The organism is Streptomyces sp. SID8374 (assembly GCF_009865135.1).
Classification (GTDB): Bacteria; Actinomycetota; Actinomycetes; order Streptomycetales; family Streptomycetaceae; genus Streptomyces.
In genome coordinates this window covers 5,170,890-5,196,261 of sequence record NZ_WWGH01000001.1, presented here as the reverse complement: position 1 = coordinate 5,196,261, position 25,372 = coordinate 5,170,890, and the positions used below count along the sequence as shown (strand labels likewise).

Here is a 25,372-nt window from a genome sequence, read left to right as displayed (position 1 = left end):
CGGGGTACGCCTCCCGCACGGGTGGCCGCCCGAACCCGGCATCCTGCCCGTTACGCCCGTAAAGTCGCTTACGTCGGCGCGTGCCGCAGGACCGGAGAGGCCCGACGGAGAGCGGACCCCCGAGCGACGGAAAGGCGGCACCGGCATGGCCGGCACGATCCTCATCACCGGAGCAGGCACCGGATTCGGCAAGGAAGTCGCCCTGCGCCTGGCCGCCGCCGGGCACGACGTCATCGCGGGCGTGGAGATCGTCGCGCAGGTGACCGCCGTGCGCGAGGCGGCGAAGGAGCGCGGGGCGCGGCTGCGGGTGGAGAAACTCGACGTCACCGACCCCGACGACCGCGAGAACGCCTGGACCTGGGACGTGGAGGTGCTGCTCAACAACGCGGGCATCTCCGAGGGCGGCTCCACCGTGGACATCCCCGCCGACCGGCTGCGCCGCCAGTTCGAGGTGAACGTCTTCGGGCCCGTCCTGCTGACCCAGGGGTTCGCCCGGAAGATGGCCGCGCGCCGCAGCGGCCGGATCGTCTTCATGTCGTCGGTCGCCGGGCTGACCGTGGACCCGTTCACCGGGGCGTACGCGGGCTCGAAGCACGCCGTGGAGGCGTTCGCGGACGCCCTCGACCAGGAGCTGGCCGAGTTCGGCGTCACGGTCGCGACGATCAACCCCGGCCCGTTCCTGACCGGCTTCAACGACACCATGTTCGAGACCTGGAAGCAGTGGCGCGACGACCCGTCCCGGCGGCTCTTCGACTACGCGGAGATCGCGTTCCCGCACGAGCAGTACGACCCGGAGCCGGTGTACGACATGACGGTCAAGGTGCTGCTGGGCGAGGACCCCCGCTACCGGCATGTGCTGCCGGCCGAGATGGAGTCCTCGGTACGGGAGCAGGTGGCCGCCCAGTGGGAGCGCGGGCTCAACGACGGTTCGCGACCGGAGCTGGTCGAGAAGGCGTACGCGATCGACCCGGCGACGCCCGTCGAACGCTGACTTCGGCCGCCGACCCCCACGTCCGGCCGGTCCGCCGTACCCCCACGCCCCCCTCAGCCGTCCGCCGAAGCCACGCCCCGCCCCAGGTGCCGGGCGAAGAACGCCGTCCGCCCCGCGTCCAGCTCCGCCGTCTCCGCCACCATCCCCCGGTACGGAAAGTGCCCCGCGCTCAGCACCTGGAGCTCGCGCTCCCCGGCCAGCGCGTTGTATACGGCGAACTGGCCCGGCGGCGGCACGGCCGGGTCGAACAGCGCCGCCGCGACCAGCGTCGGCAGCTCCAGCCGGGTCGCCGCCGTCGCCGCGTCGAAGTAGCGCAGAACGTCGGCGACTTCGGGGAGCTCGCGGTGGTACGCCCGCACCGCCTCGCCGCTGCCGGTGCAGGGCAGGGTCAGCCGCAGGGGGTGGTTGCCGAAGGTGGGGACGGTGAGCTGGGCGGCGCCGAAGCGGTCGTCCCAGGGCAGCGCGAGGGCCCCGAGCCCGCCGCCGAAGCTCTCGCCGAGGTAACCGAGACGCGGCCCGCCGGGGCGCCGCCCACCGGCCGGGGCCCCCACCACATCCGGGCGCCGCCCACCGGCCGGGGCCCCCACCGCATCCAGCCCCCCGCCACCCGCGGCATCCGCACCCGCATCCAGCCGCCCACCACCGGCCGCCGGGACTCCCGCCGCATCCGGCACCCCGCCACTCACGGCACCTGCGCCCGCGCCCGCACTCGCGTCCACCCCCGCCCCCGCCAGCTCCGGGACGACCTCCAGGAGGGCCGAGGCGGCGCACCAGAGGTCGGCCACGCACTCCCCGATGACGTACGCGTCGCGGGAGCCGATCCCGTACAGCACATGCTCGTCGGCCAGGTCCGGGATGCCGTCGACCCGGCCCCGCTCCCCCATCCCCCGTACGCACGGCAGGATCGCGGCGGCCCCGGGCAGCGGCGGCGGGAGGTCCCGGCCCGGGTCCTGGCGGCCGCCGTACCCGTGGCCGATGACGAATCCGCAACCCACCGGCCCCTCGGCGGGCAGCGCGAACCAGCCGCCGAGCCGGACGCCGCCCACGGAGGTGTAGGTGACCGAGTGGATCCGTACGCCGTCGCGCTCCTCCTCCACCGGGCCGAGGACGGGCCGGGTGGCAACCGCGCGGGCCCGGGCGTACCGCTCGCGCCAGAACGCCTCGAAGTCCTCGGGGGCGGGCGGCGCCGGGACCTGGAGCAGCTGGTCGAGGGCGGTGTACCCGTGGGCCGGGTCGAACGGGAAGTCGTGGGTGAAGGCGACGGGTGAGGCCATGCGGCGAGGGTAGACGCCGACCCGCCGCAGGCACCCAGAGGCCCCAGGGACCCAGAGGCACAGGGGCACAGGGGTCCCGGAGCACAGGCCGACGAATCGGTCACATCGCCTGTTGTTCCACAAACGGCGCGATTACGGTGCGGGAGTGGGCGCCCAGGTGTCGGCCACGTTGCACGAGTGTGACCCAGCACCCTCTTGCGGATTCCGGAAAGCCTGGCGCAGAGTGATGTATGCGCTTACAGGCAGCGCATACATCGCGCAGCATCAGGATTGCTCAAGGAGGAGCCCTCCATGTCCCGCATCGCCAGAACCGCCCCCGCCGGCCTCGCGCTCGCGCTCGCCGTCACCCTCTCCGCCTGCGGCTCCTCCGGCGGAGATGTCGCCGCGGACGAGAAGCAGACACTCACCGTCTGGGCCATGGGCGCCGAGGGCGAGAAGCTCGCGGAGGTGGCGAAGGTCTACCAGAAGGCCAACCCGAACATCACCGTCAAGGTGACTCCGGTCGGCTGGGACGTGGCCCACCAGAAGCTCGTCTCGGCCGCCGCGGCGGGCACGCTGCCCGACGTGGCCCAGATGGGCGGGAGCTACATGGGCGAGTTCGCCGAGCTGGGCGTGCTGGAGCCGGTGGACACCAAGGTCTTCGACAAGAAGGACTTCTTCCCGGCGGGCTGGGAGCAGGGCGAGGTGGACGGCACCGCGTACGGCGTGCCGTGGTACGTCGACACCCGCGTCCTCTACTACCGCACGGACCTGGCCGAGAAGGCGGGCGTGACCAAGGCTCCGGCCGACTGGAAGGAGCTCCAGGACCTGGCCACCGCGTACCAGAAGAAGGCCGGTACGAAGTGGGGGCTGTCCATCCAGCCCAGCGGTCTGGACACCGTGCAGAACTTCTACTCCTTCCTCTACTCGGCCGGCGGCGAGATCGTCAACGCCGAGGGCGAGGCGGTCATCGACAGCCCGGAGGCGGTCAAGGCGCTGAAGGAGTACGGCAGTTACTTCGACAAGGGCCTGTCCAACAAGTCCGTGCAGCCCGGCTACGACGTGGTGAAGGACTTCGGCAACGGCCGGGTCCCGATGTTCTTCGGCGGCCCCTGGCACGTGACCCTCCTCAACGAGGGCCAGCCCCAGATCAAGGGCAAGTGGGCGATCGCCAACGTTCCGGCGGACGCCTCCTCCACCTCGATGGCCGGCGGCTCCTCCCTCGTCATCTCCAAGGACAGCGAACACAAGGCAGCGGCCACGGAGTTCATCGAGTACCTCACCGATACCGAGGGCCAGGCCGACTGGTACGAGCGGACGAAGGACCTGCCCGCCAACACCTCGGCCTGGGAGTCCGGCAAGCTCGCCGACGACGCCGACCTCCAGGTCTTCAAGAAGCAGATGGACACCGCCAAGTCCTCGCCCTCGCTGGCGCAGTGGACCGAGATCACCGACAAGGTCGACCAGGCCATCGCCAAGGTGACGCAGGGCAAGGCGTCCGCCGAGGACGCGCTGAAGCAGGCGCAGTCCGAGATCGAAGGCCTCGTGAAGCAGTAGCCATGAGCACCACGACCGAGAAGGCAGCCGTACGGCAGGACCCGCCACCACGCGCCACCGCGTCCGCGGGCAGGAAGAGCCGCAAGCAGTCGATGGGCGTGCAGAACGCGGCGGGCTGGCTGTTCTCCACCCCGTTCCTCGTCCTGTTCACCGTCTTCATGGCGTTCCCGATCCTCGCCACGCTGGTGATGAGCTTCACGGACTTCGGGCTGCGCAATGTGACGCGCCCGTGGGAAGCGGACTTCATCGGGTTCGAGAACTACGTGAAGCTGTTCGGCGACGAGAAGTTCCTCAAATCCCTTTTCAACACCGGGTACTTCGTGGTGGTTGGCGTCCCGCTGACCATCGCGATCGGGCTGGTCACCGCCGTCCTGCTGAACAACGGCATCGACCGGGCGCGGACCTTCTTCCGGGTCGGCTTCTACGCCCCGGTGGTGACCACGATCGTCGCGGTGGCCGTCGTCTGGCGGTTCGTCCTCGACCCCAGCGACGGTCTGATCGCGGGCCTCTTCTCCGAAGTGGGCTGGACGGCACCGGACTTCCTCGGCTCCGAGACGCTGGCGATGCCGTCGCTGATCGTGATGGCGGTCTGGCGGAACGTCGGAACGGTGATGGTGCTCTTCATCGCGGGCCTCCAGGCGGTCCCGACGGAGGTGCGGGAGGCGGCGAAGCTGGACGGGGCGAGCGTGTGGCAGGAGTTCCGGGGGATCACGGTCCCGCTCCTGCGGCCGACGGTCCTCTACGCCACGGTGATCACGACGATCGGCTACCTCAACGTGTTCGAGGAGCCGTTCGTGATGACGCAGGGCGGCCCGTCCGACTCGACGCTGACGGTCTCGCTGAACATGTACCGCGAGGGGTTCAACTTCTTCCACATGGGCTACGCGAGCGCCATGGCGTACGTCCTGTTCGTGGTGATCATGGGCATCACGGTGCTCCAGCTCCGACTGCTGAAGGACAACACGAAATGAGCGCCAACAGCAGCCACGCGCCCGCCGCCCGGACGCCGGCGCCGAAGAGGCGAAGCGCCTCCCGCCCCCTGGTCTACATCCTGCTCTCCCTCGGCCTGCTGGTCATGTCGGCGCCCTTCCTCTGGATGGGGCTCTCCGCCTTCAAGACGCAGAGCGAGCTGTCGGCCAGCCCGCCGGTGTGGATTCCCACCGAGTGGACCCTGACCAACTTCCGCCAGCTGCTGGACAAGCTGGACCTGCCGCTGTACTTCATGAACTCGGTGATCGTGGCGGTCCTGGTGACCGTCTCGAACCTGGTCTTCTGCTCCATGCTCGGCTACGCCCTGGCCAAGCTGAACTTCGTGGGGCGCAACAAGCTCTTCGGCCTGGTGCTCGGTGCGCTGATGGTGCCCGGCAACCTGATGCTGCTGCCGCTGTTCGTGCTGATGAGCAAGCTCCGGCTGATCGACAGTTACGCCGGTCTGGTGCTGCCGTTCGCCGCCGGGGCGTTCGGGGTCTTCCTGATGCGCCAGTTCATGCAGTCGATCCCGGACGAGCTGCTGGAAGCGGCCCGGATGGACGGGGCGAGCGAGTGGTACATCTTCTGGCGGATCGTGATGCCGCTGGTGAAGCCCGCCCTCGCAACGCTCTCGATCTTCACGTTCCTGGGCTCCTGGAACAACTTCGTCTGGCCGCTGATCGCGACCAACGACCCCGACAAGTACACGCTCCCGGTCGCGCTGGCGACCTTCGCCACGGACCCCAACAAGGCGGGCGGATCGAACGGGATGCTGATGGCCGGGGCGTTCCTGGTCGTGCTCCCGGTGCTGGTCCTCTTCATCGCCCTGCAACGGCACTTCACGCAGGGCATCGCCACGGCGGGCCTGAAGTAGCGCTTCCGCCGAGGAACTTGACGTAACGAGGCCGCCGCACCCCACCCCGTAACAGCGGCGGCCGCACCCCTCACCACCCACCAGAAAGACATGTCGCGATGACGAACACCCCTGCTCCCGTCCCGTTCCCCGAGGGCTTCCTCTGGGGCGCCTCCACGGCCGCGCACCAGATCGAGGGCAACAACACCAACAGCGACTGGTGGATCAAGGAGCACAGCACCGGCACCCACATCCAGGAGCCGAGCCTCGATGCCTGCGACAGCTACCACCGCTGGCCCGAGGACATGGATCTGCTGGCCTCCCTCGGCTTCACCGACTACCGGTTCTCGATCGAGTGGGCCCGGATCGAACCGGTCGAGGGCTCCTTCTCGCGCGCCGAACTCGCCCACTACCGGCGGATGGTGGAGGGCGCGATCGCCCGCGGCCTGCGCCCGATGGTGACGCTGCACCACTTCACGGTGCCGCAGTGGTTCGAGGCGCGCGGCGGCTGGACGGCCGAGGGGGCGACGGAGCTGTTCGCGCGGTACGTCGCGGCCTGCGCGCCGGTGATCTCCGAGGGCGTACGGCACGTCTGCACGATCAACGAGCCGAACATGATCGCCGTGATGGCGGGCCAGGCCAAGCGCGGCGACATCGGCTTCCCGCCCGCCGGCCTGCCCACGCCCGACGACGAGACGACCCAGGCGGTCATCGCGGCCCACCACGCGGCGGTCAAGGAGGTCCGGGCGCTGGACGCGGGCATCCAGGTCGGCTGGACCATCGCCAACCAGGTCTACCAGGCGCTGCCCGGCGCGGAGGACGTGACGGCCGCCTACCGCCACCCGCGCGAGGACGTGTTCATCGAGGCGGCGCGCGGTGACGACTGGATCGGCGTGCAGTCCTACACCCGTACGCGGATCGGTCCCGACGGCCCGATCCCGGCGGCGGACGACGCCGAACGGACCCTGACACAGTGGGAGTTCTACCCGAGCGCGGTCGGCGAGGCGCTGCGGCACACGGCCGAGGTGGTCGGTGACGTCCCCCTGATCGTCACGGAGAACGGCATCGCCACGGCCGACGACACCCGCCGCGCGGACTACTACGCGGGCGCGCTGAACGAGGTCGCCTCCGCACTGGCCGACGGCATCGACATCCAGGGCTACCTGGCGTGGAGCGCGCTGGACAACTACGAGTGGGGCTCGTTCAAGCCGACGTTCGGCCTGATCGCGGTGGACCTGGAGACCTTCGAGCGCACGCCGCGCCCGTCGGCGAAGTGGCTGGGCTCGCTGGGCCGCACGCGCGAACTGCCGCGCACGGCAGCGTAATCAAGGCGTCCCCTGGCTACAGAGGACACCCACCATACGGGGAGCCACCTGACGGCTCCCTCCGGCGCGGGAGCCGGCGGAACCTGACGACCGCCGGCTCCCGAGCCGCCCGCACGAGCACCGTTCCCCCTCCCCTTCTGCCACCAGGAGCCGGACCGATGGACCGTCGCACGTTTCTCACCGCCGCAGGGACCGGGGCCGCGGCCCTGTCGCTCGGAGCCGTATCCGCTCCGTCCGCACCAGCGGCCACCCCGCCCGACCCGCGCCTCCTCCACCACTGGTTCCGCGACACGTACCGGTCGCTGGAAGCCATGACGACGGACTTCGGCCTGGTCACCGACAAGATCGACCTCAGCGCCCCCGGAGCCCCCGCCCGGTCGATCCAGACTTCACCCACCAACATCGGCTGCGGCCTCTGGTCGACGGTGGCCGCCGCAGGGCTGGGCGTGATCGGCGAGAGCGCGATGACCCGCTCCCTGACCCGTACGGTCACGGCCGTGGAGAAGCTGGAGCGCCACCACGGCTTCTGGCTCAACTGGTATGACGCGCACGACGGTTCAGTCCTCACCGAGTGGCCGGGAACGGGCGAGCCGGTGCGCCCGTTCCTCTCCTCGGTGGACAACGCGTGGCTGGTGACGGGCCTGCGGATAGCCGCCGACGCGGCCCCCGCCCTACGCCCCCGCATCGACCGCATCCTGGCGACGGCGGACTGGTCGTACTTCTACACGCCGTACGACCCGGCGGACCCGGTGGCGGGCCCCGGCCAGCTGCGCGGCGGCGTCTGGACGGACACGGAGGAGCCGACGCCGCACCACTACGGAGCGCTCAACACCGAGCCGCGCATGGCGAGTTACCTGGGCATAGCGGACGGCTCGCTCCCCCGCGACCACTACTGGCACCTGCTGCGGACGATGCTGCCGGAGCACGAGCAGGAGCAGAGCCCCGGCGGGGTTTACGTCACGGTCGACGGCGTACGGGTGTGGAACGGCCACTACACCCACCGCGGCCGGAAGGTGGTCCCCACCTGGGGCGGCTCCATGTTCGAGGCCCTGATGGTGCCGCTGTTCGTGCCCGAGCCGCAGTGGTCGCCGCGCGCCTGGGGCCTGACCCACCACCGCTACGTACGGAGCCAGATCGACCACGGCCTGCGGGAGGCGCAGTACGGCTACTGGGGCTTCTCACCCTCCAACGTTCCGGAGGGCGGCTACCAGGAGTACGGGGTCGACGCCCTGGGCATGGCGGTCGACGGCTACGCCTCCAACACGGACCGCACGCACACCACGGACGGCGAACCGCTCCCGCCCCCCTCGGCGTTCACCAACGGAGTGGTCACCCCGCACGCCTCGTTCCTGGCGCTGCCGTACGCGGGCCGGGAGGCGGTGGCCAACTTGCGTGCCCTGGAGCGGGACTTCGGGGCGTACGAGGAGGGGCTCGGCTTCCGGGACTCGGTGAACGTGTCCACGGGCCGGGTCAGCGACTTCATGCTCGCCCTCGACCAGGGCATGGTCATCGCCGCCCTGGCCCAGGAGTTGCGCCCGGGCCTGCTCCAACGCCCGTTCCGCACGGGCGGGTTCCGGTCCCGGGTGCGGCCGCTGCTGGAGCGGGAGCGGTTCTCGATCTGAGGCTCCAGGGACGTGGTCCGGGGCGGCGGCGTTCGGTCATGCCAGGACAGGCACCGGGTTGCCCGGGGTGTCCAGCCACGGCACATGCGTGCCGTCGGGATTGATGGTCAGACCGAACCGCGCCGGCCCCGGGCTCCCGGCCCCGCGCCACCAGTCGTAGGCGGTCTCGACCATCCCCCACAGCGGGCGAGGCCCGTACTGCCACACGGTGAAGCGGCCGGCGGACCGCCCGTCCCAGTCCACGGCCGCCCAGGAGGTCGCGTCGGTGGTGGCCAGCCACAGGCGGGAGGCAACCCCCTCCACATCGGGGTCGTCGTGCCAGGTGCGCCATACGTCCGGGAGCTGGAGCCCGACCGCGAACTGTGCGGCCCAGTCGTCACCGGCGACGGCCCACGGGGGCAGCCGGGTCGCGGACTCCACCGGAACGTGGCTGTCCCGCACCACATCGCGATAGATCCGCAGGTCCGTGCGCTGCCCGCGCATGAGCATGAACGCCGAGTGCGGGGAGAAGAACCCGGAGGCACCCCCGTACGCGTCCACGGTGAGCCTGAGGAGCCCGTAGCAGAACCAAGGCGACTCCCACGGTACGAGGACCACGCCACCCGGCGCCGTCTGCGCGATCCACGCCGGAGGAACGGCCCGTACGGAACAGGTGGCGAGAACCCGGTCCCAGGGACCACCGGCCTCATGCCCCCAGGCCCCATCGCCCTGGATCACCCGGGCATCCAGCCCCGCGCGCTCCAGACAGCCCGCCGCCTGTGCCGCGAGCACCGGGTCCACCTCGATGGTGGTGACCAGCCCGGGCCCGAGCCGGTGCGCGAGCAGCCCGGCGTTCCAGCCGGTGCCCGTACCGATCTCCAGGACACGATGGCCTGGCCGAACGTCCAACGTTTCAAGCATGCGGAAGACGATCGAGGGAGCGGAGGCCGAGCAGGACGCCCAGCGCTCCCCCGGCTCGGCGACGGCCTGTCCGTCGTTGACCTGCGTGACGACTGCGGTGTCGGCATAGGCATGCCGCAGCCATTCCTCCGGCGCCACACCCCGGGAGCACTCGGCCAGGTCCTCCCCCACCCAGACCTTCTCGGGCAGGAACGCGTGCCGGGGCACATCCCGGAAGGCGGCCTCCCAGACCGGAGCCATGGGCGCGCCGAAGCTTCCGCGCACCGCACCGAGCAGACCGCACATGGCGTCCCGCTCATCCGCGCCGATCGGCTCCATCTGGCCTGCGCCTACTTTCCCTTGTGCTTCGGCTCCGGCACCGGCTTCGCGGTGTCCGAGGAAGGTTTCGCGGTGCCCGGGTCCTTGCCTCCCGAGTGCTTTCCGTCGCCACCGCCGCCGCCCTTGCCCGTTCCCCAACCCATAGCGGTCCCTTTCCTCTTGGAGTGGGAGCCCGGGGGCTTGGCCCCGCTCTCCGGCTCGGTGGAACGACCCTAGGGAGGCGGTGGGCGGGGAATCCACGTTGTTGCACGTAGTTGCGCCGATTCACCCCGGGGAGTCCAGAGCAGCCGTGATCAGGGCGCAGGCGTCCGGCCGCGGTGGAGCCCCGGAAACGCCGGTCCAGGAAGTTGCACGCGGTTGCACGCGCCCCCTGATCAGCCTTGACGCCCAGTCGGAAGGTCGTGAGGCTGCGCGCAGTCGGCTGCTGAAGCCGACTCGACGTGAGGAGGGGCCATGCGCTTACGGTTCGTCGGGAAGGACCCTGAGTCCGGAGATCACGGCTGCCCGGCCGTATGGGTGGACGAGGAGACGAAGGAACTCGTCATTCAGGGTGTGACGGCCGATGCCGACACAACTGCCCTGACCACCCGGAACAGTCCGCTTCCGGCACACGAGAGCGTGGTGCGGCTGCCGCAGCGCATGATTCCGTTGCTGAGGGAGGCACTTGATGGCGCAGAGCCTGAGTAACTTCACCGACCTGATCCGGTCGGCCGAGCGGTCCGCCGTCCATCTGGAGATGCGCGATGTCTACGCCGTACCGGACGAGGACGAACGGTTCGCGGCCTGGCGGCAGGGCAAGCGGCTCGACCAGGACGACCGCGATTCCTGGTGGCGCCCCTGGCTGGACCTCGTGCAGGAGATCACCGCCAAGGGTGTCCGCCTGCGCCGCGCCCGCATCGTGAGCGAACCGCACAGCGAGTACATCCGCTACGAGCACTCGTTCACCTTCACCAACATCGCCGCCGGCGAGGAAATCCGCTGGCTCCCCCGCCGGTCGGCCTCGGGACTTGCCCTGCCGGGCAACGACTTCTGGTTGTTCGACGGCAGGCTGGTCCAGTTCAATGTGTTCGACGGTGAGGGGCGTTGGGTCCACACCGACCAGACCGATGATCAAGCAACGGCCGACCTCTGCTCCGACGCTTTCGAAGCCGTCTGGGAGCAAGCCGTCCCGCACGACAAGTACGCCGTCTGAGAAGCACGTTCATGCCCGAGTCGCCGCTCTCCACCGCCCAGGCCGCCCGTGAGGCCCTCGCGTCCCGTCTGGACGGGCTCCGGCGGGACGCCGGGCTGACCGGGCATGAACTGGCCGTGCGGTGCGGCTGGCACAAGTCCAAGGCCTCCCGCATCGCACGGGCCGTGACGGCCCCCTCGGATGCCGACATCCGGGCGTGGTCCGAAGCCTGCGGGGCGGGGGCCCAGGCCGCCGACCTGATCGCCGCGTCCCGGAGCGCCGAGTCCATGTACGTCCAGTGGCAGCGGATCCACCGGGACGGCATGCGGCGGGTCCACGAGAGCACGGTCCCGCTGTACGAGCGGACGACGCACTTCCGCGTGTACGCCTCCAACGTTCTGCCGGGCATGCTCCAGACCCCGGAGTACGCGACGGGACTCCTCCGCTCCATCACCACCTTCCAGGGCACCCCTGACGACGTGGCCGATGCCGTGCGGGCCCGGATGGCCCGCTCCCGCGTCGTCCACGAGGGCGACCACCGCTTCGCCCTGCTGGTCGAGGAAGCCGTCCTCCACTACCGCGTCTGCGACGGGCCTGAGCTGGCCGCACAACTCCGTTACCTTTACGAGGTCATGGCCCGGCCGAACGTGTCTCTGGGGATCATCCCTAAGGAGGCTCGGCGTACCGTCTGGCCGCTGGAAGCGTTCTACGCGTTCGACGACGCCCAGGTGGCCGTGGAAACACTGACCGCCGAGGTGAACATCACGGCACCCAGCGAAGTGCACACCTACCTCAGGGCGTTCGTGGAGCTGTCCCGCATCGCCGTCTACGGAGCGGCTGCACGCGGCCTCATGGCCAAGGCCATCAACTCCGCTCTCCCCTAGACGATGCCCCGTACGGTGTGGCCGCCCACCGAACACACCCACACGGCGCCGGACGCAGTGCTGGTGGCGTGCAGAGCGACCCGGTGGTCGGGGCAGAGCGGCCAGATCAGGCGGTCCCGGTCCGCGAGGAGGCATTGCAGGCCCTCCGCCGCTTCGGTGTGGATGTCGCTCGGGGCGATGCCCTGGACAGGTTCGGGGCCGACGTGGACGGTGCCTTCCGGGTCGCGTTCGGTGGGTGGGGAATGCCGCACGGGGGCTTCGAGACGCCGCCCGGTTTCCGCCTGGACCTGGGTGAGCAGCGCGGTGACGGCCTGCTCCGCGTGGGCTTGGCGGTGCGCGGCGAGCAGAGGGGCGAAGTGCGAGGGCGGCATCGCGCCGTTCTCCGCGAAGGCCGACCAGAGGAACGTAAGGGCCGCCCGGGAGGCGAGGGCGTCTTCCGGATCCGTGTCGAGGGCTTCGGACAGTGTTCGGAGCCACGTCCGGAAAGCCGGGTCTTCCGGATCGGCATTCACTTACGTCACACCCGCCCCTGCGGCTCTGAAGCAGACACACCGGACCGGAAGCCGACGTACCGCCGCCGGTCAGGGCAGTGACGATACGTCAACGGGTGGCGGAAGCGCATCGGAGAAGGTGGCCCCTGTCCGGCCGGGTCAGTGTGCGGGAGAGTGCAGAGGCTCGTGGTCGCGCTCGTAGTTGGCGAGGGCGAGCCCGAGGGCGAAGAAGGTGGGTGCCCATTCGCCGACGAAGATGCCCCACCGGTCCGCGCGGGCGGTGCCGGCGGCTTCGGCCTTGAGCGAGGTGGCCCAGGAGGCGACGGACAGGCCGATCGACACGAGGCCGGCGGTGTAGGCGTGCTCGGACGTCAGGCCCTTCTCGTGCAGCGTCTTGATGATCATGGTGCTCCTCAGGGTGGACGATTTCTCTTCTCTCCCACCGTGGCCCTCAGTCCCCTGATGCGCATCTCGGCTGCCGGAGCCGGGAAGCGCTCGGCGGTCTGCGTTGTCCGGTGCCGGGCTCCCGGGGCGGTCGCGCCCGGTGCCGGGCCCCCGGGGCGGTCAGCCGCGTCCGGTGCCGTAGAAGCGCACATAGTCGATGGTCATGCTCGCGGGGAAGCGGGTGGAGTCGTCGGGGGAGCCCGGCCAGTCGCCCCCGACCGCGACGTTCAGCAGGAGGTGCATGTCCTGCTCGAAGACCCAGTCGCGCTCTGCGGGCAGCTGGTTAGGGGTCAGGGTGAAGTACGGCTTCCCGTCGACGGACCAGGTGACGCGGTGCGGCCTCTTCTCGACCGCGTAGGTGTGGAAGGCCTGCGACGCGTCGGCAGGGAGGGTGGTGGAGCCGCCGATCCCCCGCTCGTTGTAGTACGTCGGGCCGTGCGCGGTGGCGTACACCGTGCGCGGTTCACCTCCGACGACCTCACTGATGTCGATCTCGCCCTGCCGGGGCCACTGCGCACCGTTGTCGCCGAGCATCCAGATCGCCGGGAGCAGCCCCGTGCCGGTGGGCATCTTCGCCCGGACCTCGACGCGCCCGTGGGTGAGCGCGGCCTTCCCGGCTGTGGTCAGGCGCGCCGAGGTCCACGGGCAGGCCTCCTGCGTATGGCAAGGGAGTCCAGCAGCTCCTTCGGGGGCTCTCCTCGCGGTGATCACCAGGTGACCGGAGCCGTCCAGCGCCGAGTTGGCCGCGTCGTCGGTGTAGAACTGCAACTCGTTGTTGCCCCACCCCTCCTCGTCCCGGTTGCCGATCTCGGTGTTCCAGTGCTCGGCCGACGGCCGTTCCCCGGCGGCACCGCCGAACTCCGCCTGCCAGAAGGGCTCGTCGCTGTCAGAGGCCCGCCCTCCCGCCCCGACCGGTGCCGACACGCATCCGGCCAGGAGCGCGCCGACGGCGAACATGAGGGCCGGGCGGACATGGTGCTTCACAACAGGGCTCCGTAAGCCAGAGAGGGCTACGCGCAGGTGCGGGGCTCCCGCGGGCCCGTGGCACGGGCCTCCGGGAGCCTAGCCCGCCCTCCCCCGACCGGTACCGGCGAGCGGCCCCGCGCGCCACCGGCTGTTGCCCCCGACGGAGAAGAGGGAGCAGCCGTGGAGGCTTACGGGTCACCATCTGATCGAAACGATCATATTCGCCAAACGATTGACGGTCTCGATCGACCGCACTAGAAACGAACGCGTCGGACGCCACAGACTTCTGGACCCCCACACAACAGGAGCAGGCCATGCCTCGGCTCAGCATGAAAGCGCAGTCCCTCCTCGCGGCATCAGCGGCATCGGTGCTGCTGATGACCGCTTCGCCTGCCCACGCCTCCGTGATCTGGGACGGCGACCCCGCCCTCGGCACGAAGGTCTTCGGCACCACGCTGTGCGACTCCCCCGGCAGCGTCACGGTCGGAAACTGGAACGACGGCCACGGCAGCTTCTTCAGGTTCGACAAGCCCGCCGGGTCCACCTCGCGCTGCGAGGGCCACAACGTCCGCATGCCCAACGGCGAGGAGTACGCGTGGGAGAACAACAGGACGTACTGGTTCGGCTGGGACTCGATGACCAAGACCGGCGACACCGGCTGCGTCTTCCAGTGGAAGTCCAACGGGACCAACGCCCAGCACAGCCAGAACTACCCCGTTCTCATGAAGGTCGAAGGCGGCCGGCTCAAAGCCTGGTACGTGGCCACCGGTGAGGAGTGGATTCCCATCGGCAGCACCGCCTGGAGCGCCGGAGAATGGCACTCCATCCAGCTCGGCATCACCACCAGCTCCTCCGGCAGCGGCACGCTGAACGTCTACAAGGACGGCGTCAAGTTCGCCTCACGCTCCAACGCCCGCACCTGGGACAACCTGGGCAACAAGCCCCGGTGGGGCACCTACTTCGGCACCGACAACACCAAGGCATCCATCCACTGGGTCGCCGGACCGAAGCTGGGCACCGCACGCGCCGACGTCCTGTGACCGGCCCCGGCCCACCACACGCGAGACCTTCACCATGACCAAGCCCAGCGTGCGCCGACCGGACCGACAGGCCTAGTGCGCCGCCAGCCTCTCCACCAGCCCGATCCCCCGCGCCAGCAGTTCCCGCTCCTCGTCCGTCAGCTCCGACTCGATCGCCCGCGCGAGCCAGTCCGTCCGGCGGCCCCGCTCCTCCTCCAGCAGCGCCTGCCCGGCGGTGGAGAGTTCGACCAGGCTCTTGCGGCCGTCGGTGGGGTGGGCGCGGCGGGTGATCAGGCCCTGGTCCATGAGCAGGCCGACGGCCCGGGCCATGGACTGCGGACGGACCCGCTGGTCGGCGGCGAGTTCGCTGGTCGTCATCGCGCCGCTGCGGTCCAGGGCGCCGAGGACGGCCACCTGGCCGAGCGGCATCTGGTCCTCAAGCTTCACGCGCCGCGTGAGCTTGCCCATCGCCGTGCGCAGTTCGGCCGCGACGGCGGCGGATTCCGGTTGGGACATACCGAATTTTAACGCGGGTGAGCTGGAGAGCCGCCCCCATCCCACAGCTGGGCTGTACAGCTCAGCTGAACAGCACAACTGCACAGCATTGCTGTAGAGTATTACGGAGCCGGGTACCGCGCCACCGTCGCCGCAGCCGAGCCCGGCGGAACGCATGCCCCAACGGAACGCATGCGACAACGGGAAGGGCATCCCCATGACCGCCATCACCTCCGTCACCGGCCGCACCGTCCTCGACAGCCGGGGCAACCCCACCGTCGAGGTGGACGTGGAACTGTCCGACGGGTCCACCGGCCGGGCCGCGGTCCCCTCCGGCGCCTCCACCGGCGCCCGCGAGGCCGTCGAACTCCGCGACGGCGACCCCGCCCGCTGGCACGGCAAGGGCGTCGACCAGGCCGTACGCAACGTGAACACCGAGCTTGCGGCCGCCGCCATCGGGCGCGAGGCCGAGGATCAGGCCGGTCTCGACGCCGCCCTGATCGCCACCGACGGCACCCCCGCCAAGTCCCGCCTCGGCGCCAACGCCGTCCTCGGGGTCTCCCTCGCCGCCGCGAAGGCCGCGGCCGCCGCCCACCGGCTGCCCCTCTACCGCTACCTCGGCGGCTCCGGCGCCCGCCTCCTGCCCGTGCCGATGATGAACATCGTCAACGGGGGCGCGCACGCCGACAATCCGCTGGACTTCCAGGAGTTCATGATCGCCCCGATCGGCGCGGCCACCTTCGCCGAGGCCGTACGGATGGGCTCGGAGGTCTTCCACACCCTGCGCCGCGACCTCCTCGCCGCCGGGCACTCCACCGGCGTCGGCGACGAGGGCGGCTTCGCCCCCTCCCTGCGCACCGCCGAGGAGGCCCTCGACTTCGTGGTGGCCGCCGTCGAACGCGCGGGCTACCGGCCGGGCACCGACATCGGCCTGGTCATGGACCCCGCCTCGTCCGAGTTCTTCCGCGACGGCGTCTACGACTACACCGGCGAGGGCGTGCGCCGCTCGCCCGCCGAACAGGCCGACTACCTGGTCAAGTTGATCGACGCCTACCCCATCGTGTCCATCGAGGACCCGATGGCCGAGGACGACCTCCCGGGGTGGCGGGACCTGACCGCCCGCGTCGGTACGCGCTGCCAGCTCACCGGCGACGACGTCTTCTGCACCGACGAGACGATCCTCCGCGAGGGCATCGCCTCCGGCGTCGCCAACTCGGTTCTGGTGAAGGTCAATCAGATCGGCACCCTGACCGAGGCCCTCGCCACGGTGGGCACCGCCCACCGCGCCGGCTACACCGTCGTCATGTCCCACAGGTCGGGCGAGACCGAGGACACCACCATCGCGGACCTGGCGGTGGCGACCGGCTGCGGCCAGATCAAGACCGGGTCCCTGTCCCGGTCCGACCGCACCGCCAAGTACAACCAACTCATGCGCATCGAGGAGCAGTTGGGCGACAGCGCTCAGTACGCGGGGGCGCACGCCCTGCGGGTCGGCGCAGGCACAGGCGCAGGCGCGAGCTGATGGCACCCGCCCAGCCGTAGAAGCGATCGAAAGAGGGCCGGGAGCTCGCAGCTCCCGGCCCTCGTCACATCACACCGCGCGGTTCAGTTGCCGATGCCGGAGCTGCCCACGCCCGAGTTGCCGATGCCGTGGCTGCCCAGGCCCGTGTTGCCGAGACCCGCGTTGCCGATGCCGCCGTTCTCGATGCCCGCGTTGCCCAGACCCCAGTTGGCGATCCCGGCGTTGCCCAGACCCGAGTTGGCGATGCCCGCGTTGCCGATGCCGGAGTTCTCGATACCGGCGTTGCCCAGGCCCCAGTTGGCGATGCCCGCGTTGCCGGCGCCGCCGTTGTGGAGGCCCGCGCTCCCGACGCCCGTGTTGCCGATGCCGGAGCTGCCCACGCTGTCGGCACTCGCCGTACCGGCGCCGCAGAGGGCCAGAGCGGCGGCGGCACCGAGCGCGGTCGTCACGCGGATAAGGGTCGTGCGCATCGTGGCATACCTCCTATTTAGGAAATCTTGCTGCTATCCCTAGCACGCAGCCGGGCCGGATACGGGGATGAACGCCTGGAGCCGCCGTACGCTCACCGGCGCGAGTGGTCCCTACGGCCCGTCCGGCGGGTCGGCCCGGGGCGCCGCGGGGTCCGGCCATCCGTCCGCGACCGCGTCCACCGCCTGCATCGTGGGGTCGACCACATCCCAGTCGTGTACGGAGGGGTGCCCGGCGAACAGCCCGCACGCGTCCTCGCTCCGCGGGTCGATCGCCGTACACCAGGCCAGCCCCACCAGCCGGGCGCTGTCCCCGCTCCACCGCACCCACACGGCCTCGCGGTTCGCGTCGTCCTCCCACAGCAGGGACGCGTGGTCGTCGTCGTGGTCCTCGCCGAGTTCGCACAGGACGTATCCGGCCTGCGGCGGGTTCCCGGGCGGGGCCAGGCGGACGACGTGGTCCGGAGGCGGTAACAGCGCCACGGCGGTGCATTGGTTCATGGGGCGGAAGACCTCCGGTTGCCGTCAGGGCTCGTCGGTGCCGTCGGGCGACGCGATCAGGTCGCCGAGCGGGTCGGTCACGTGGAAGGAGTGCGGGGCGGGGTGGTGGTCGAAGTACGCGCACAGGGTGACCGTGCGGGTGGCCAGGTTGCGGAGGCGCGCCGGGCACAGGGGCAGGACGGCCAGCCGGTAGACCCGGTGCGCGCCCGTCCCCGTCCACAGCAGCCACAGGTCCTGGTCCACGCCCGGGGTCTCGGCCGCCCAGAGGTACGCCGCGTGCTCGGCGGACTCGTCGTGCTCGCCCAGCTCGCAGAGCAGGAACTCGTCCGGGGCGAGAACATCGGGCGCGTGCTCGGGGCCGCCCTCCATCGTGGCGAGCGCCAGAAGAGCTTCGGCGTACGGGACGGGGGTCACGGCGGTGCATTGCAGCACGGCGTCAGATCTCTTCCCTTCGGGGCCGGGGCGGTACGAGGCCCCGCCCACGGCTTCGGGGGCGGTACGGGGATGGCGGCGACGGCCGATCCGGGCCGACCGGCCATCCGGCGAGGGTGACCCGCAGCCCTACGGCGGGGTCGACCACCGTGAGCAGGGCGGGGCGCCCGGACTCCAGGGCGCTTATCGCCTCCCCCTGGCGGCCCTCGTCGCCCGCCCACGCCCGCAGCCCTTCCGGGGCGTCGGTGCCGTGGAAGGCGACCTGCCGGACGTCCCGCGCCCGGAGCCAGGGAGCGGGGGGAGGCAGGTCCCGGCCGTGGCCGTCGGCCAGCCGCAGCGCCTGCCGCCGGAGCCAGCGGAGGACGAGCCGGCGGTTCGGTACGGCGATCCCGCCGAGCCAGAGGGCCCGTCCGCCCGCCGTGACCGTGACGGCGGCGACGTAATCCAGGTCCCTCATGAGCCACCCGCCTGCCGCGCCCGTCGGGCGACCCCAACCCGTAAGCCATGTACGCGCTTTGACGTCCTGGGTGCGCTCACAGCACTTCCCCTCTGCTCCGGGCGTTGAGGCGTGCGGTACGGGCTCGAAGCTGCTCTATGAGGAGTGCGGGGCGTACGTGGACGGGTTCGGCCTCCCACTCGCGCCCGCCGCCCACCGGCCGGAGGGACCAACGGGTTCCGGCGACGCCTCGGAACTCCCCCACGCGGTCGGCGCGGCTGGTGTCGACCACGAGGGCCCCGAGGGCGGGCGGAAACGGGAGGCCGGGAGGCTGCTGGGAATTCGGACGCACGTGCTCGCCGTACACCGATAGTTCCTCTCCGTAGCTGACTGACTACCGGGATGGCTCAGCGTCGCTTAGCGTTGAATCTCCTTCAACGTTTCAGGGGTGGAGAGAACGTTGGTAAACCTCAAGGACTTAAACCCGGACGCGAGCCCGGAAGCGGCCTACGGCGCACGTCTGCGCAGTGCGCGCGAGGAGCGGGGCTGGCGGCAGGACGACCTCGCGCAGCGGATCGGGTACACCGGACGCCATGTCTCGGGGGTGGAAACTTGTCACAAGTCCCCAACTCGCAAGTTCTCGATCGCCGTTGATGTCGCACTGGGGTTCGTGGGGACGGCCGAGTCGTTCGAGCGCGAGTGGCGGAAGATCAAGCACGGGGTGCTGTTGCAGGGCTTCCCGGAGTACCTGGCCCTGGAGGGGCGGGCGGCGGAGATCAGGCTCTTCGAGTCGGGCCTGATTCCCGGTCTGTTGCAGACGCGGGAGTACGCGCAGGCACTGGCCGACGGAGCGGTCGACCGAGGAGTCATCACCCGCGAACAGGCCGATGAACGCGTCGCGTTCCTCATGGCGCGCCAGGAAGCGCTGGTGCGGGACGTACCGCCCCTGCTGATCGCCGTGCTGGACGAGAGCTGCATCCTCCGGCCGGTCGGCGGCCCGGACGTCATGAAGGCGCAGTTGCAGTATCTGATCGACTTCGCCGCCCAGCCGCACACCACGCTCCAGATCGCCCCCTACAGCATCGGAGAGCGCCGCCCCTTCGACCGGTCGGTAAATCTGTTGACGCTCCAGGACCGGTCCGTGGTCTCCTATGTCGAGTCCCAGACGCAGGGGCACTTGGACCGCGAACTCAGCTCCGTCATCCCGATGGTGAGGGCCTACCATCATTTGCAGAACGTGTCTCTGTCGCAGACAGATTCCGTGGACTCGATCCACCAGCATCGGAAGGGCACCCCGTGACGACCGAAACGACGACCCAGCAGTGGGTCAAGTCCTCCTACAGCAACAACGGCGGCACCTGCGTCGAATGGGCCCCGCACACCGCGACCACCACCGGCACCGTCCCCGTACGCGACTCGAAGAACACGACCGGCCCGGTGCTGAGCTTCCCCGCCGCCGCGTTCTCCGCCTTCGTGACGGGCGTCAAGTCCGGGGAGCTGTAGCCATATGACGACCGAATCCCCGTCCGGGCAGCAGTGGGTCAAGTCCTCCTACAGCGGCAACGGCGGCACCTGCGTCGAGTGGGCCCCGGGCACCGCGACCGCCACCGGCATCGTCCCCGTACGCGACTCGAAGAACACGAACGGCCCGAGCCTGCACGTCAGCGCCGAGGTGTTCTCGTCCTTCGTCGCGGGCGTCAAAGCCGGGGAGTTCGGCACCGTCTGACCCGATCGGGCCGACGCCACGACGCCCCACCGTGCCGTGCACGGTGGGGCGTCGTGCTGTTGCCGGATCTGAACGATGTCGCGCCGCGTGAGCGGGTCGAGGCGTTGCACCATGCGCCGACCGACACGTCGGTGCCGAACCGGGTCCGTCACGAGGAGGCCGAAACTGGTATGCGGGCGGGCCCATCACGCGGAGGCGGGCGGGCAGCGCTTCACGCCGGGGCCGTCGGACATCCGCGTGTTCCACGAGCCGGCCCCGCGTGTCTACGGCTGGTCCGGCGTGGGCGCGTCCCAGGCCGTCACCATCGACATGACCGACCCCGGCCTGCCGGTCGAAGCTGTCGTCCACGCCTCGCTGCGGCTGCGCTCCAGCCCGATGCACGAACTGGTCCCGGCCCGCCTGCGGATCAGCCTGGAGCAGCGGGTGATCAGCGAACGCCTCGAACGCGCCCGTCACATGCCCGGTTCCTCCGGCTACGCCCACCTGTCCATCGCGGCCATCGCCGTACGCTGCGGCTCCACCGGCCACAGCCACTCCACCCGGCGGTTCCGGGCCGCCTACGGGACCACCCCGAGCGCACGACGCCCGCGCCGGGCGGAGGAGGCCGAAGTGGTCGTAGACGTCGAGGTAAGCGGTGAGCGGCCGACGGGGGGCGGTGGCCGACGGGATCAGCGGCCGATCCTCAGTACGGCCTTCCCCTCGTTCTCGCCCGCTTCCCGTACGCGATGGGCCTGCGCCGCGTCGGCCAGGTCGTACTCGACCGTGATGCCGATCCGTACGGCACCGGAGGCGACCAGGTCCAGCGCTGCGAGGGCGTGGCGGCGGAGCGTCTCGGGGGCGCGGCGGGAGAGGTCGCCGATGTTGTAGCCGGTCAGGGCGCGGTTGTTCTTCCGGACCGGGAGGACCGGGAGGTGCGGGCCGGGGTGGCGGGCGGCCTCGCCGTGGACCGCGACCCGGCCGAAGGGGGCCAGCACCTCGAAGCTCGCCAGGCGGGTGGGGCCGCCGACCGGGTCCAGGACCAGATCCACGCCCCGCCCGTGCGTCGCCTCCCGTACCGCCTCCGGGAAGCCGTCGCGGAGGAACACCGCGGCGTACCCGAAGCGGCTCGCGTACGCCGCCTTCTCCTCCGTACCCACCGTGCCGTACACCGCCGCCGTGCCCAGCGCCCGGGCCGGCTGCGCCGCCGCCGAGCCGACCCCGCCCGCCCCGGTGCACCACAGCGCGGCGACCGGTCTCTCCCGTGATGGTCTTCAGCTCAGTGGTGCGCCCCTCCGGGCGGCTTCGCGTTGGCAGGTTCCGGCCGAGCGCGCTGCACAAAGTTGTCATGCCCTTGACGCTCATCCGTACCGCGTAACAGGCTCGGAACCCCCAGTTCCAGTGGACAGCCCGACGACGAAGAGGTGCACGCTCATGCGCTCACGCCCCATCGGATTCCTGCTCGCGACGGTCGCGGGAGCGGTTCTCGCGCTCGGCGGCACCTCGGCCGCGACCGCGACCCCGTCCACGGCCCCCGCCTCCACCGCGTCCGGAGACGTCGGAACGGCCGACGCCTGCTACACGTGGAGCGGGACCCTCCGCGAGGGCTCCAGCGGAGAAGCCGTACGCCAGCTCCAGATCCGCGTCGCGGGGTACCCGGGCACCGGGAACCAGATCGCCATCGACGGCGCGTTCGGCCCGGCCACCAAGGCGGCCGTGCAGCGCTTCCAGGCCGCGTACGGCCTGAGCGCCGACGGCATCGCCGGGCCCCAGACGTTCAACAAGATCTACCAGCTCCAGAAGAACGACTGCACCCCGGTCAACTTCACCTACGCCGAGCTGAACCGCTGCAACTCCGACTGGTCCGGCGGCAAGGTCAGCGCCGCCACCGCGCGCGCCAACGCCCTGGTGACCATGTGGAAGCTCCAGGCCATGCGGCACGCCATGGGTGACCGGCCCATCACCGTCAACGGCGGCTTCCGCAGCGTCTCGTGCAACAGCGCGGTCGGCGGCGCCGCCAACAGCCGCCACATGTACGGGCACGCGGCGGACCTCGGCGCCGGGTCCCAGGGCTTCTGCGCTCTCGCCCAGGCGGCGCGCAACCACGGCTTCACCGAGATCCTCGGCCCGGGCTACCCGGGCCACAACGACCACACCCACGTCGCCGGGGGCAGCGGCCGCTTCTGGTCCGCGCCCAACTGCGGTATCTGAGACCCGGCTCGGCCCCTGGGTTTCCTCCGGTCGGCGGGCCGGAGGAAACCCAGGGGCCGAGGTGTCTCCGCGTCAGCTCGTGCTTGCCGGGGCCCGTAGAGGCGCCCTGGAACCGCTGTCGGGTGCGGCACCGCGCCGACCATCCGGGTGAACCTCGCAGCGGTCAGGAGGGGTTGCCGGGGGCTGGATGATCATCATGGGCGTATGAGTCGACCCGTGTCCCGACGTACCGCCCTTGCCGCCGTGATCACCGGCGCGGCCGCCGCGGGCCTGCCCCACGCTCCTGCCCTGGCCTCCGACCGCGGCGCGGCAGCCGGGAGGAACGGGGCCGCGCACACGGTGGACATCTATGCGCCGCTGTCCGGGGAGATCGTGAGTATCGAGGACGTTCCCGACGTGGTGTTCGCGGAGAAGATCGTCGGTGACGGCATCGCCATCGCACCGTCCGGCAGCGCGATCGTCGCGCCCGCCGACGGCACCATCGGCAAGATCTTCGACACCGATCACGCGTTCTCGATCGAGACCGACAGCGGCCTGGAGCTGTTCGTCCACTTCGGGATCGACACCGTCGAGTTGAAGGGCGAGGGCTTCCGGCGCGTCGCCGAGGAAGGACAGCGCGTCACCCGGGGCGACACCATCATCGAGGTCGACCTGGCGCTGCTGGAGGAGAAGGCCAAGTCGACCCTGACACCGGTGGTGATCTCGAACATGGACGCGCTCACCGGGCTGACCAAGCTCTCCGGTCCGGTCACCGCCGGCCGGTCGGTGATCCTGCGCGCCACCAAGGAGTAGCCCGGCGGGCAGTCCCGGCGGGCAGTCCCGGCGGGCCGCCGCTGTCCGGTGCGGGGCGACTCTGCACAGGTCAGCTCCAAGCTGCGTCTGATCCTGCGGTGGTCGGAGTGGCCTTGCACCGAGGTGTACCGGGACCCGGGCTGCCAGTTATCGTGTCCGCCATGCGTTGCTGAAGACCTGCTTCTGATGTGCGGTGCCGTTGAGCTTGTCTCCGGCGCCCGTCAGCCATGGGCGTGGTCTCGCTCGCATGGCCTGCCGGCTGCGGGCGTATCCCTCCTGGTCCCGGGTCTGGCCGGCGCATCTTCTTCCGGCCCGCACAGAAGCCCCCTTCCCCGCCATGGCGGCGGTTTCCGTGACCCACCTCTTCCTCGGCCGCGCGTAGGCGCGTCGGCCTGAGCGATGCTTCTGAGGAGTTCCTTCTGTGCCCGTAGTCCACATGCCTCCACTGGCCGGCCGACGCCAGTGGGCCGGCCTGACGGTCCTGATCACGGCGTGCTTGTTCGTGTCGATGGACATCAGCGTGCTCTTCTACGCCGCTCCGTCCCTCAGCAGGGATCTCGCGCCCAGCGCCGGTCAGCTCCTGTGGATCCTGGACGCCTACGGCTTCCTGCTCGCCGGGCTGCTGGTGACCATGGGAGTGCTCGGTGACCGGTACGGACGGCGCCGGATGCTGATGGCCGGAGCCGCGGTCTTCGGTGGCGCTTCGGTGGTCGCCGCGTTCGCTCCCTCCGCCGGGACGCTGATCGTCTGCCGGGCGGTGATGGGGATCGGCGCGGCCATGCTCGCGCCGTCCACCCTCGCTCTGATCAGCACCATGTTCCGTGATCGTGCCCAACGGCGGACCGCGATCGGTCTGTGGTCGGCGGCGTTCGCGGCCGGCGCGGCCCTCGGCCCGCTCGTCGGCGGTCTCCTGCTGGGCCACTTCTGGTGGGGCTCGGTCCTCCTGGTCAACATCGCGGTCGTCGCCCTGCTCCTGGGAGCGGGTCCGTGGCTGCTTCCCGAGTCCGAGGACCCCGCGCCGGGCACCGTCGACCTGTTCGGCGCGGTGCTGTCGGTGGCGGCGATCCTGCTGGTCATCCACGGGGCCAAGCGCGCCGCCACCGAAGGCCCTGACGCCTGGGCGCTGACCTGGCTCGTCGCGGGCCTGGCCGTGGGGGCGGTATTCGTCCGCCACCAGCTGCGCCGGGCCCGCCCGCTGATCGACCTCGCCCTCTTCCGTCGACGTACTTTCAGCACCGGCATCCTCGCCAACGGGATCACCCAGTTCGCCCTGATGGGCATGACCCTGCTCGCCGCCCAGTACCTCCAGAGCGTCCTTGGCCTCAGCGCCCTGGCCGCCGCCCTGTGGATGCTGCCGAGCGTCGCCGGTGTGATCGCCGGGCTGGCCCTGGCCGGGAAGGCGGCCGGACGGCTGGACCCCGCGGTCACCGTCGCGCTCGGTCTTGGCCTGGCCGCCCTCGGGTGCGCGGTCATCAGCCGTACCGGCGACGGACCGGCCCTGCTGGTCACCGGAGCCACCGTGACCGCCGTCGGGGTCGGCACGGTGGCGCTGCTGGCCACCGACATCGTGCTCGCCGCCGCCCCGCCCGAGCGGGCCGGCGCCGCCTCGGCCCTGGCGGAGACCAGCACCGAACTCGGTGCCGCCCTCGGCGTGGCCGTCCTCGGCACGGTGAGCACCGCGCTCTACCAAGCGGGCCTCCCCGGCTCCCTGCCGGACTCCGGGACACTTGCCGGTGCCCTCCAGGAGGCCCACAGGCAAGGCCCGGCAGTCGGTGCCGCGGTACGGGAAGCCTTCACGCATGGCCTGCGGGTGACCATGGTGGCCACGGCCGCACTCCTGGGTGCCGCGGCCCTCACAGCCTTCCGCGTACTCCGTGGCATCCGCCTGGACAACCCGCCCGACGACGCGGCGGGCCCACCTGGCTGACCTGAACCCTGGAAGGCCGTTGACGCGGCCTGCCAGGGAGCCGTGCCGAATACGCGGAAGAAGTGAGGTCCGACTGCGCGTATCGGATCGGCGCCGCCCACATGAAGGGATGAGGGACAACGGA

28 protein-coding genes are annotated in these 25,372 nt (G+C 70.8%); 16 read left to right on the top strand and 12 right to left on the bottom strand.

Annotated features, from left to right (window positions below):
• Positions 1-145: 145 nt before the first annotated feature.
• Positions 146-991 carry an SDR family oxidoreductase gene (locus GTY67_RS23275; RefSeq protein WP_161279865.1) on the top strand — a complete coding sequence of 282 codons (846 nt, stop codon included), beginning with the start codon at positions 146-148 and terminating at the stop codon, positions 989-991.
• Positions 992-1,044: 53 nt separating this feature from the next.
• On the opposite strand, the gene GTY67_RS23270 is transcribed toward GTY67_RS23275, so the two are convergent.
• Positions 1,045-2,265, bottom strand: coding sequence for an acetylxylan esterase (locus GTY67_RS23270; RefSeq protein ID WP_161279864.1), 1,221 nt, complete (start codon positions 2,263-2,265; stop codon positions 1,045-1,047).
• 291 nt (positions 2,266-2,556) lie between these two features.
• Between GTY67_RS23270 and GTY67_RS23265 the strand changes: the two genes are divergently transcribed.
• From GTY67_RS23265 to GTY67_RS23245, 5 genes are all read left to right on the top strand, one after another.
• Positions 2,557-3,801 carry a sugar ABC transporter substrate-binding protein gene (locus GTY67_RS23265; protein WP_161279863.1) on the top strand — a complete coding sequence of 415 codons (1,245 nt, stop codon included), beginning with the start codon at positions 2,557-2,559 and terminating at the stop codon, positions 3,799-3,801.
• Between the two features lie 2 nt (positions 3,802-3,803).
• Positions 3,804-4,772 carry a sugar ABC transporter permease gene (locus GTY67_RS23260; RefSeq protein WP_093685978.1) on the top strand — a complete coding sequence of 323 codons (969 nt, stop codon included), beginning with the start codon at positions 3,804-3,806 and terminating at the stop codon, positions 4,770-4,772.
• Positions 4,769-5,644 (top strand): carbohydrate ABC transporter permease, encoded by an 876-nt coding sequence (locus tag GTY67_RS23255; protein WP_161279862.1) that lies wholly within the window; start codon positions 4,769-4,771, stop codon positions 5,642-5,644. The genes GTY67_RS23260 and GTY67_RS23255 overlap by 4 nt, the downstream gene beginning before the upstream one ends.
• A gap of 98 nt (positions 5,645-5,742) precedes the next feature.
• Positions 5,743-6,948: a family 1 glycosylhydrolase gene (locus GTY67_RS23250; RefSeq protein ID WP_093685976.1), complete on the top strand. Its 1,206-nt coding sequence runs from the start codon at positions 5,743-5,745 to the stop codon at positions 6,946-6,948.
• A 158-nt stretch (positions 6,949-7,106) separates the two neighbouring features.
• Positions 7,107-8,570 carry a glucoamylase family protein gene (locus GTY67_RS23245; RefSeq protein ID WP_161279861.1) on the top strand — a complete coding sequence of 488 codons (1,464 nt, stop codon included), beginning with the start codon at positions 7,107-7,109 and terminating at the stop codon, positions 8,568-8,570.
• A 36-nt stretch (positions 8,571-8,606) separates the two neighbouring features.
• Here the strand turns inward: GTY67_RS23245 and GTY67_RS23240 are convergent, their stop codons facing one another.
• Complete coding sequence (locus GTY67_RS23240; RefSeq protein ID WP_161279860.1) at positions 8,607-9,788, bottom strand: methyltransferase domain-containing protein; 1,182 nt, start codon at positions 9,786-9,788, stop codon at positions 8,607-8,609.
• Between the two features lie 667 nt (positions 9,789-10,455).
• Here GTY67_RS23240 and GTY67_RS23235 point away from each other — a divergent pair.
• Together GTY67_RS23235 and GTY67_RS23230 are read left to right on the top strand one after the other, a co-directional pair.
• The gene (locus tag GTY67_RS23235; protein WP_161279859.1) at positions 10,456-10,980 is read left to right on the top strand and encodes a DUF6879 family protein; all 525 of its coding nucleotides are present in this window, start codon (positions 10,456-10,458) and stop codon (positions 10,978-10,980) included.
• A gap of 11 nt (positions 10,981-10,991) precedes the next feature.
• Entirely contained in the window at positions 10,992-11,843 is an 852-nt protein-coding gene (locus GTY67_RS23230; protein ID WP_161279858.1) for a helix-turn-helix transcriptional regulator, read from the top strand.
• Here GTY67_RS23230 and GTY67_RS23225 read toward each other — a convergent pair.
• From GTY67_RS23225 to GTY67_RS23215, 3 genes are all read right to left on the bottom strand, one after another.
• Positions 11,840-12,214: a hypothetical protein gene (locus GTY67_RS23225; protein WP_161279857.1), complete on the bottom strand. Its 375-nt coding sequence runs from the start codon at positions 12,212-12,214 to the stop codon at positions 11,840-11,842. The two genes, GTY67_RS23230 and GTY67_RS23225, sit on opposite strands and share 4 nt — an antisense overlap.
• A 279-nt stretch (positions 12,215-12,493) precedes the next feature.
• Entirely contained in the window at positions 12,494-12,739 is a 246-nt protein-coding gene (locus GTY67_RS23220) for a hypothetical protein (protein WP_093685970.1), read from the bottom strand.
• A gap of 159 nt (positions 12,740-12,898) precedes the next feature.
• Positions 12,899-13,762: a glycoside hydrolase family 16 protein gene (locus GTY67_RS23215; RefSeq protein WP_161279856.1), complete on the bottom strand. Its 864-nt coding sequence runs from the start codon at positions 13,760-13,762 to the stop codon at positions 12,899-12,901.
• 296 nt (positions 13,763-14,058) lie between these two features.
• On the opposite strand from GTY67_RS23215, the gene GTY67_RS23210 reads away from it, so the two are divergent.
• Entirely contained in the window at positions 14,059-14,784 is a 726-nt protein-coding gene (locus GTY67_RS23210) for a heparin lyase I family protein (RefSeq protein WP_161279855.1), read from the top strand.
• A gap of 72 nt (positions 14,785-14,856) precedes the next feature.
• Here the strand turns inward: GTY67_RS23210 and GTY67_RS23205 are convergent, their stop codons facing one another.
• A complete protein-coding gene (locus GTY67_RS23205) occupies positions 14,857-15,279 on the bottom strand; it encodes a MarR family transcriptional regulator (protein ID WP_161279854.1) in 423 nt (140 codons plus the stop codon).
• A gap of 196 nt (positions 15,280-15,475) precedes the next feature.
• Here GTY67_RS23205 and eno point away from each other — a divergent pair, with 196 nt between their 5' ends.
• Positions 15,476-16,780 (top strand): phosphopyruvate hydratase, encoded by a 1,305-nt coding sequence (gene eno, locus GTY67_RS23200; RefSeq protein ID WP_161279853.1) that lies wholly within the window; start codon positions 15,476-15,478, stop codon positions 16,778-16,780.
• 83 nt (positions 16,781-16,863) lie between these two features.
• Here the strand turns inward: eno and GTY67_RS23195 are convergent, their stop codons facing one another.
• The 5 genes from GTY67_RS23195 to GTY67_RS35130 all read right to left on the bottom strand — a co-directional run bounded on the left by GTY67_RS23195 (position 16,864) and on the right by GTY67_RS35130 (position 18,983).
• A complete protein-coding gene (locus GTY67_RS23195) occupies positions 16,864-17,250 on the bottom strand; it encodes a hypothetical protein (RefSeq protein WP_093685966.1) in 387 nt (128 codons plus the stop codon).
• Positions 17,251-17,361: 111 nt separating this feature from the next.
• On the bottom strand, positions 17,362-17,748 hold the full coding sequence (locus GTY67_RS23190; RefSeq protein ID WP_093685965.1) for a hypothetical protein: 387 nt from the start codon (positions 17,746-17,748) through the stop codon (positions 17,362-17,364).
• A 24-nt stretch (positions 17,749-17,772) separates the two neighbouring features.
• A complete protein-coding gene (locus GTY67_RS23185) occupies positions 17,773-18,180 on the bottom strand; it encodes a hypothetical protein (protein WP_093685964.1) in 408 nt (135 codons plus the stop codon).
• A 4-nt stretch (positions 18,181-18,184) separates the two neighbouring features.
• Positions 18,185-18,637 carry a hypothetical protein gene (locus GTY67_RS23180; protein ID WP_161279852.1) on the bottom strand — a complete coding sequence of 151 codons (453 nt, stop codon included), beginning with the start codon at positions 18,635-18,637 and terminating at the stop codon, positions 18,185-18,187.
• 76 nt (positions 18,638-18,713) lie between these two features.
• The gene (locus GTY67_RS35130; RefSeq protein ID WP_093685962.1) at positions 18,714-18,983 is read right to left on the bottom strand and encodes a hypothetical protein; all 270 of its coding nucleotides are present in this window, start codon (positions 18,981-18,983) and stop codon (positions 18,714-18,716) included.
• 93 nt (positions 18,984-19,076) lie between these two features.
• Here GTY67_RS35130 and GTY67_RS23170 point away from each other — a divergent pair, with 93 nt between their 5' ends.
• From GTY67_RS23170 to GTY67_RS23160, 3 genes are read left to right on the top strand one after another with little or no spacing between them, the layout of a single operon-like run.
• Positions 19,077-19,916 carry a helix-turn-helix transcriptional regulator gene (locus GTY67_RS23170; RefSeq protein WP_161279851.1) on the top strand — a complete coding sequence of 280 codons (840 nt, stop codon included), beginning with the start codon at positions 19,077-19,079 and terminating at the stop codon, positions 19,914-19,916.
• Positions 19,913-20,119: a DUF397 domain-containing protein gene (locus GTY67_RS23165; RefSeq protein WP_161279850.1), complete on the top strand. Its 207-nt coding sequence runs from the start codon at positions 19,913-19,915 to the stop codon at positions 20,117-20,119. Before GTY67_RS23170 ends, GTY67_RS23165 begins: the two co-directional genes overlap by 4 nt.
• A gap of 4 nt (positions 20,120-20,123) precedes the next feature.
• Entirely contained in the window at positions 20,124-20,342 is a 219-nt protein-coding gene (locus tag GTY67_RS23160) for a DUF397 domain-containing protein (RefSeq protein WP_161279849.1), read from the top strand.
• Between the two features lie 668 nt (positions 20,343-21,010).
• Here the strand turns inward: GTY67_RS23160 and GTY67_RS23155 are convergent.
• Positions 21,011-21,562 carry a zinc-binding dehydrogenase gene (locus GTY67_RS23155; RefSeq protein WP_161280235.1) on the bottom strand — a complete coding sequence of 184 codons (552 nt, stop codon included), beginning with the start codon at positions 21,560-21,562 and terminating at the stop codon, positions 21,011-21,013.
• Between the two features lie 190 nt (positions 21,563-21,752).
• On the opposite strand from GTY67_RS23155, the gene GTY67_RS23150 reads away from it, so the two are divergent.
• From GTY67_RS23150 to GTY67_RS23140, 3 genes are all read left to right on the top strand, one after another.
• Entirely contained in the window at positions 21,753-22,529 is a 777-nt protein-coding gene (locus GTY67_RS23150) for a D-Ala-D-Ala carboxypeptidase family metallohydrolase (RefSeq protein WP_161279848.1), read from the top strand.
• Positions 22,530-22,745: 216 nt separating this feature from the next.
• Positions 22,746-23,321: a PTS glucose transporter subunit IIA gene (gene crr / locus GTY67_RS23145; protein ID WP_343238732.1), complete on the top strand. Its 576-nt coding sequence runs from the start codon at positions 22,746-22,748 to the stop codon at positions 23,319-23,321.
• A 421-nt stretch (positions 23,322-23,742) separates the two neighbouring features.
• Complete coding sequence (locus GTY67_RS23140) at positions 23,743-25,248, top strand: MFS transporter (protein ID WP_343238731.1); 1,506 nt, start codon at positions 23,743-23,745, stop codon at positions 25,246-25,248.
• Positions 25,249-25,372: the final 124 nt, after the last annotated feature.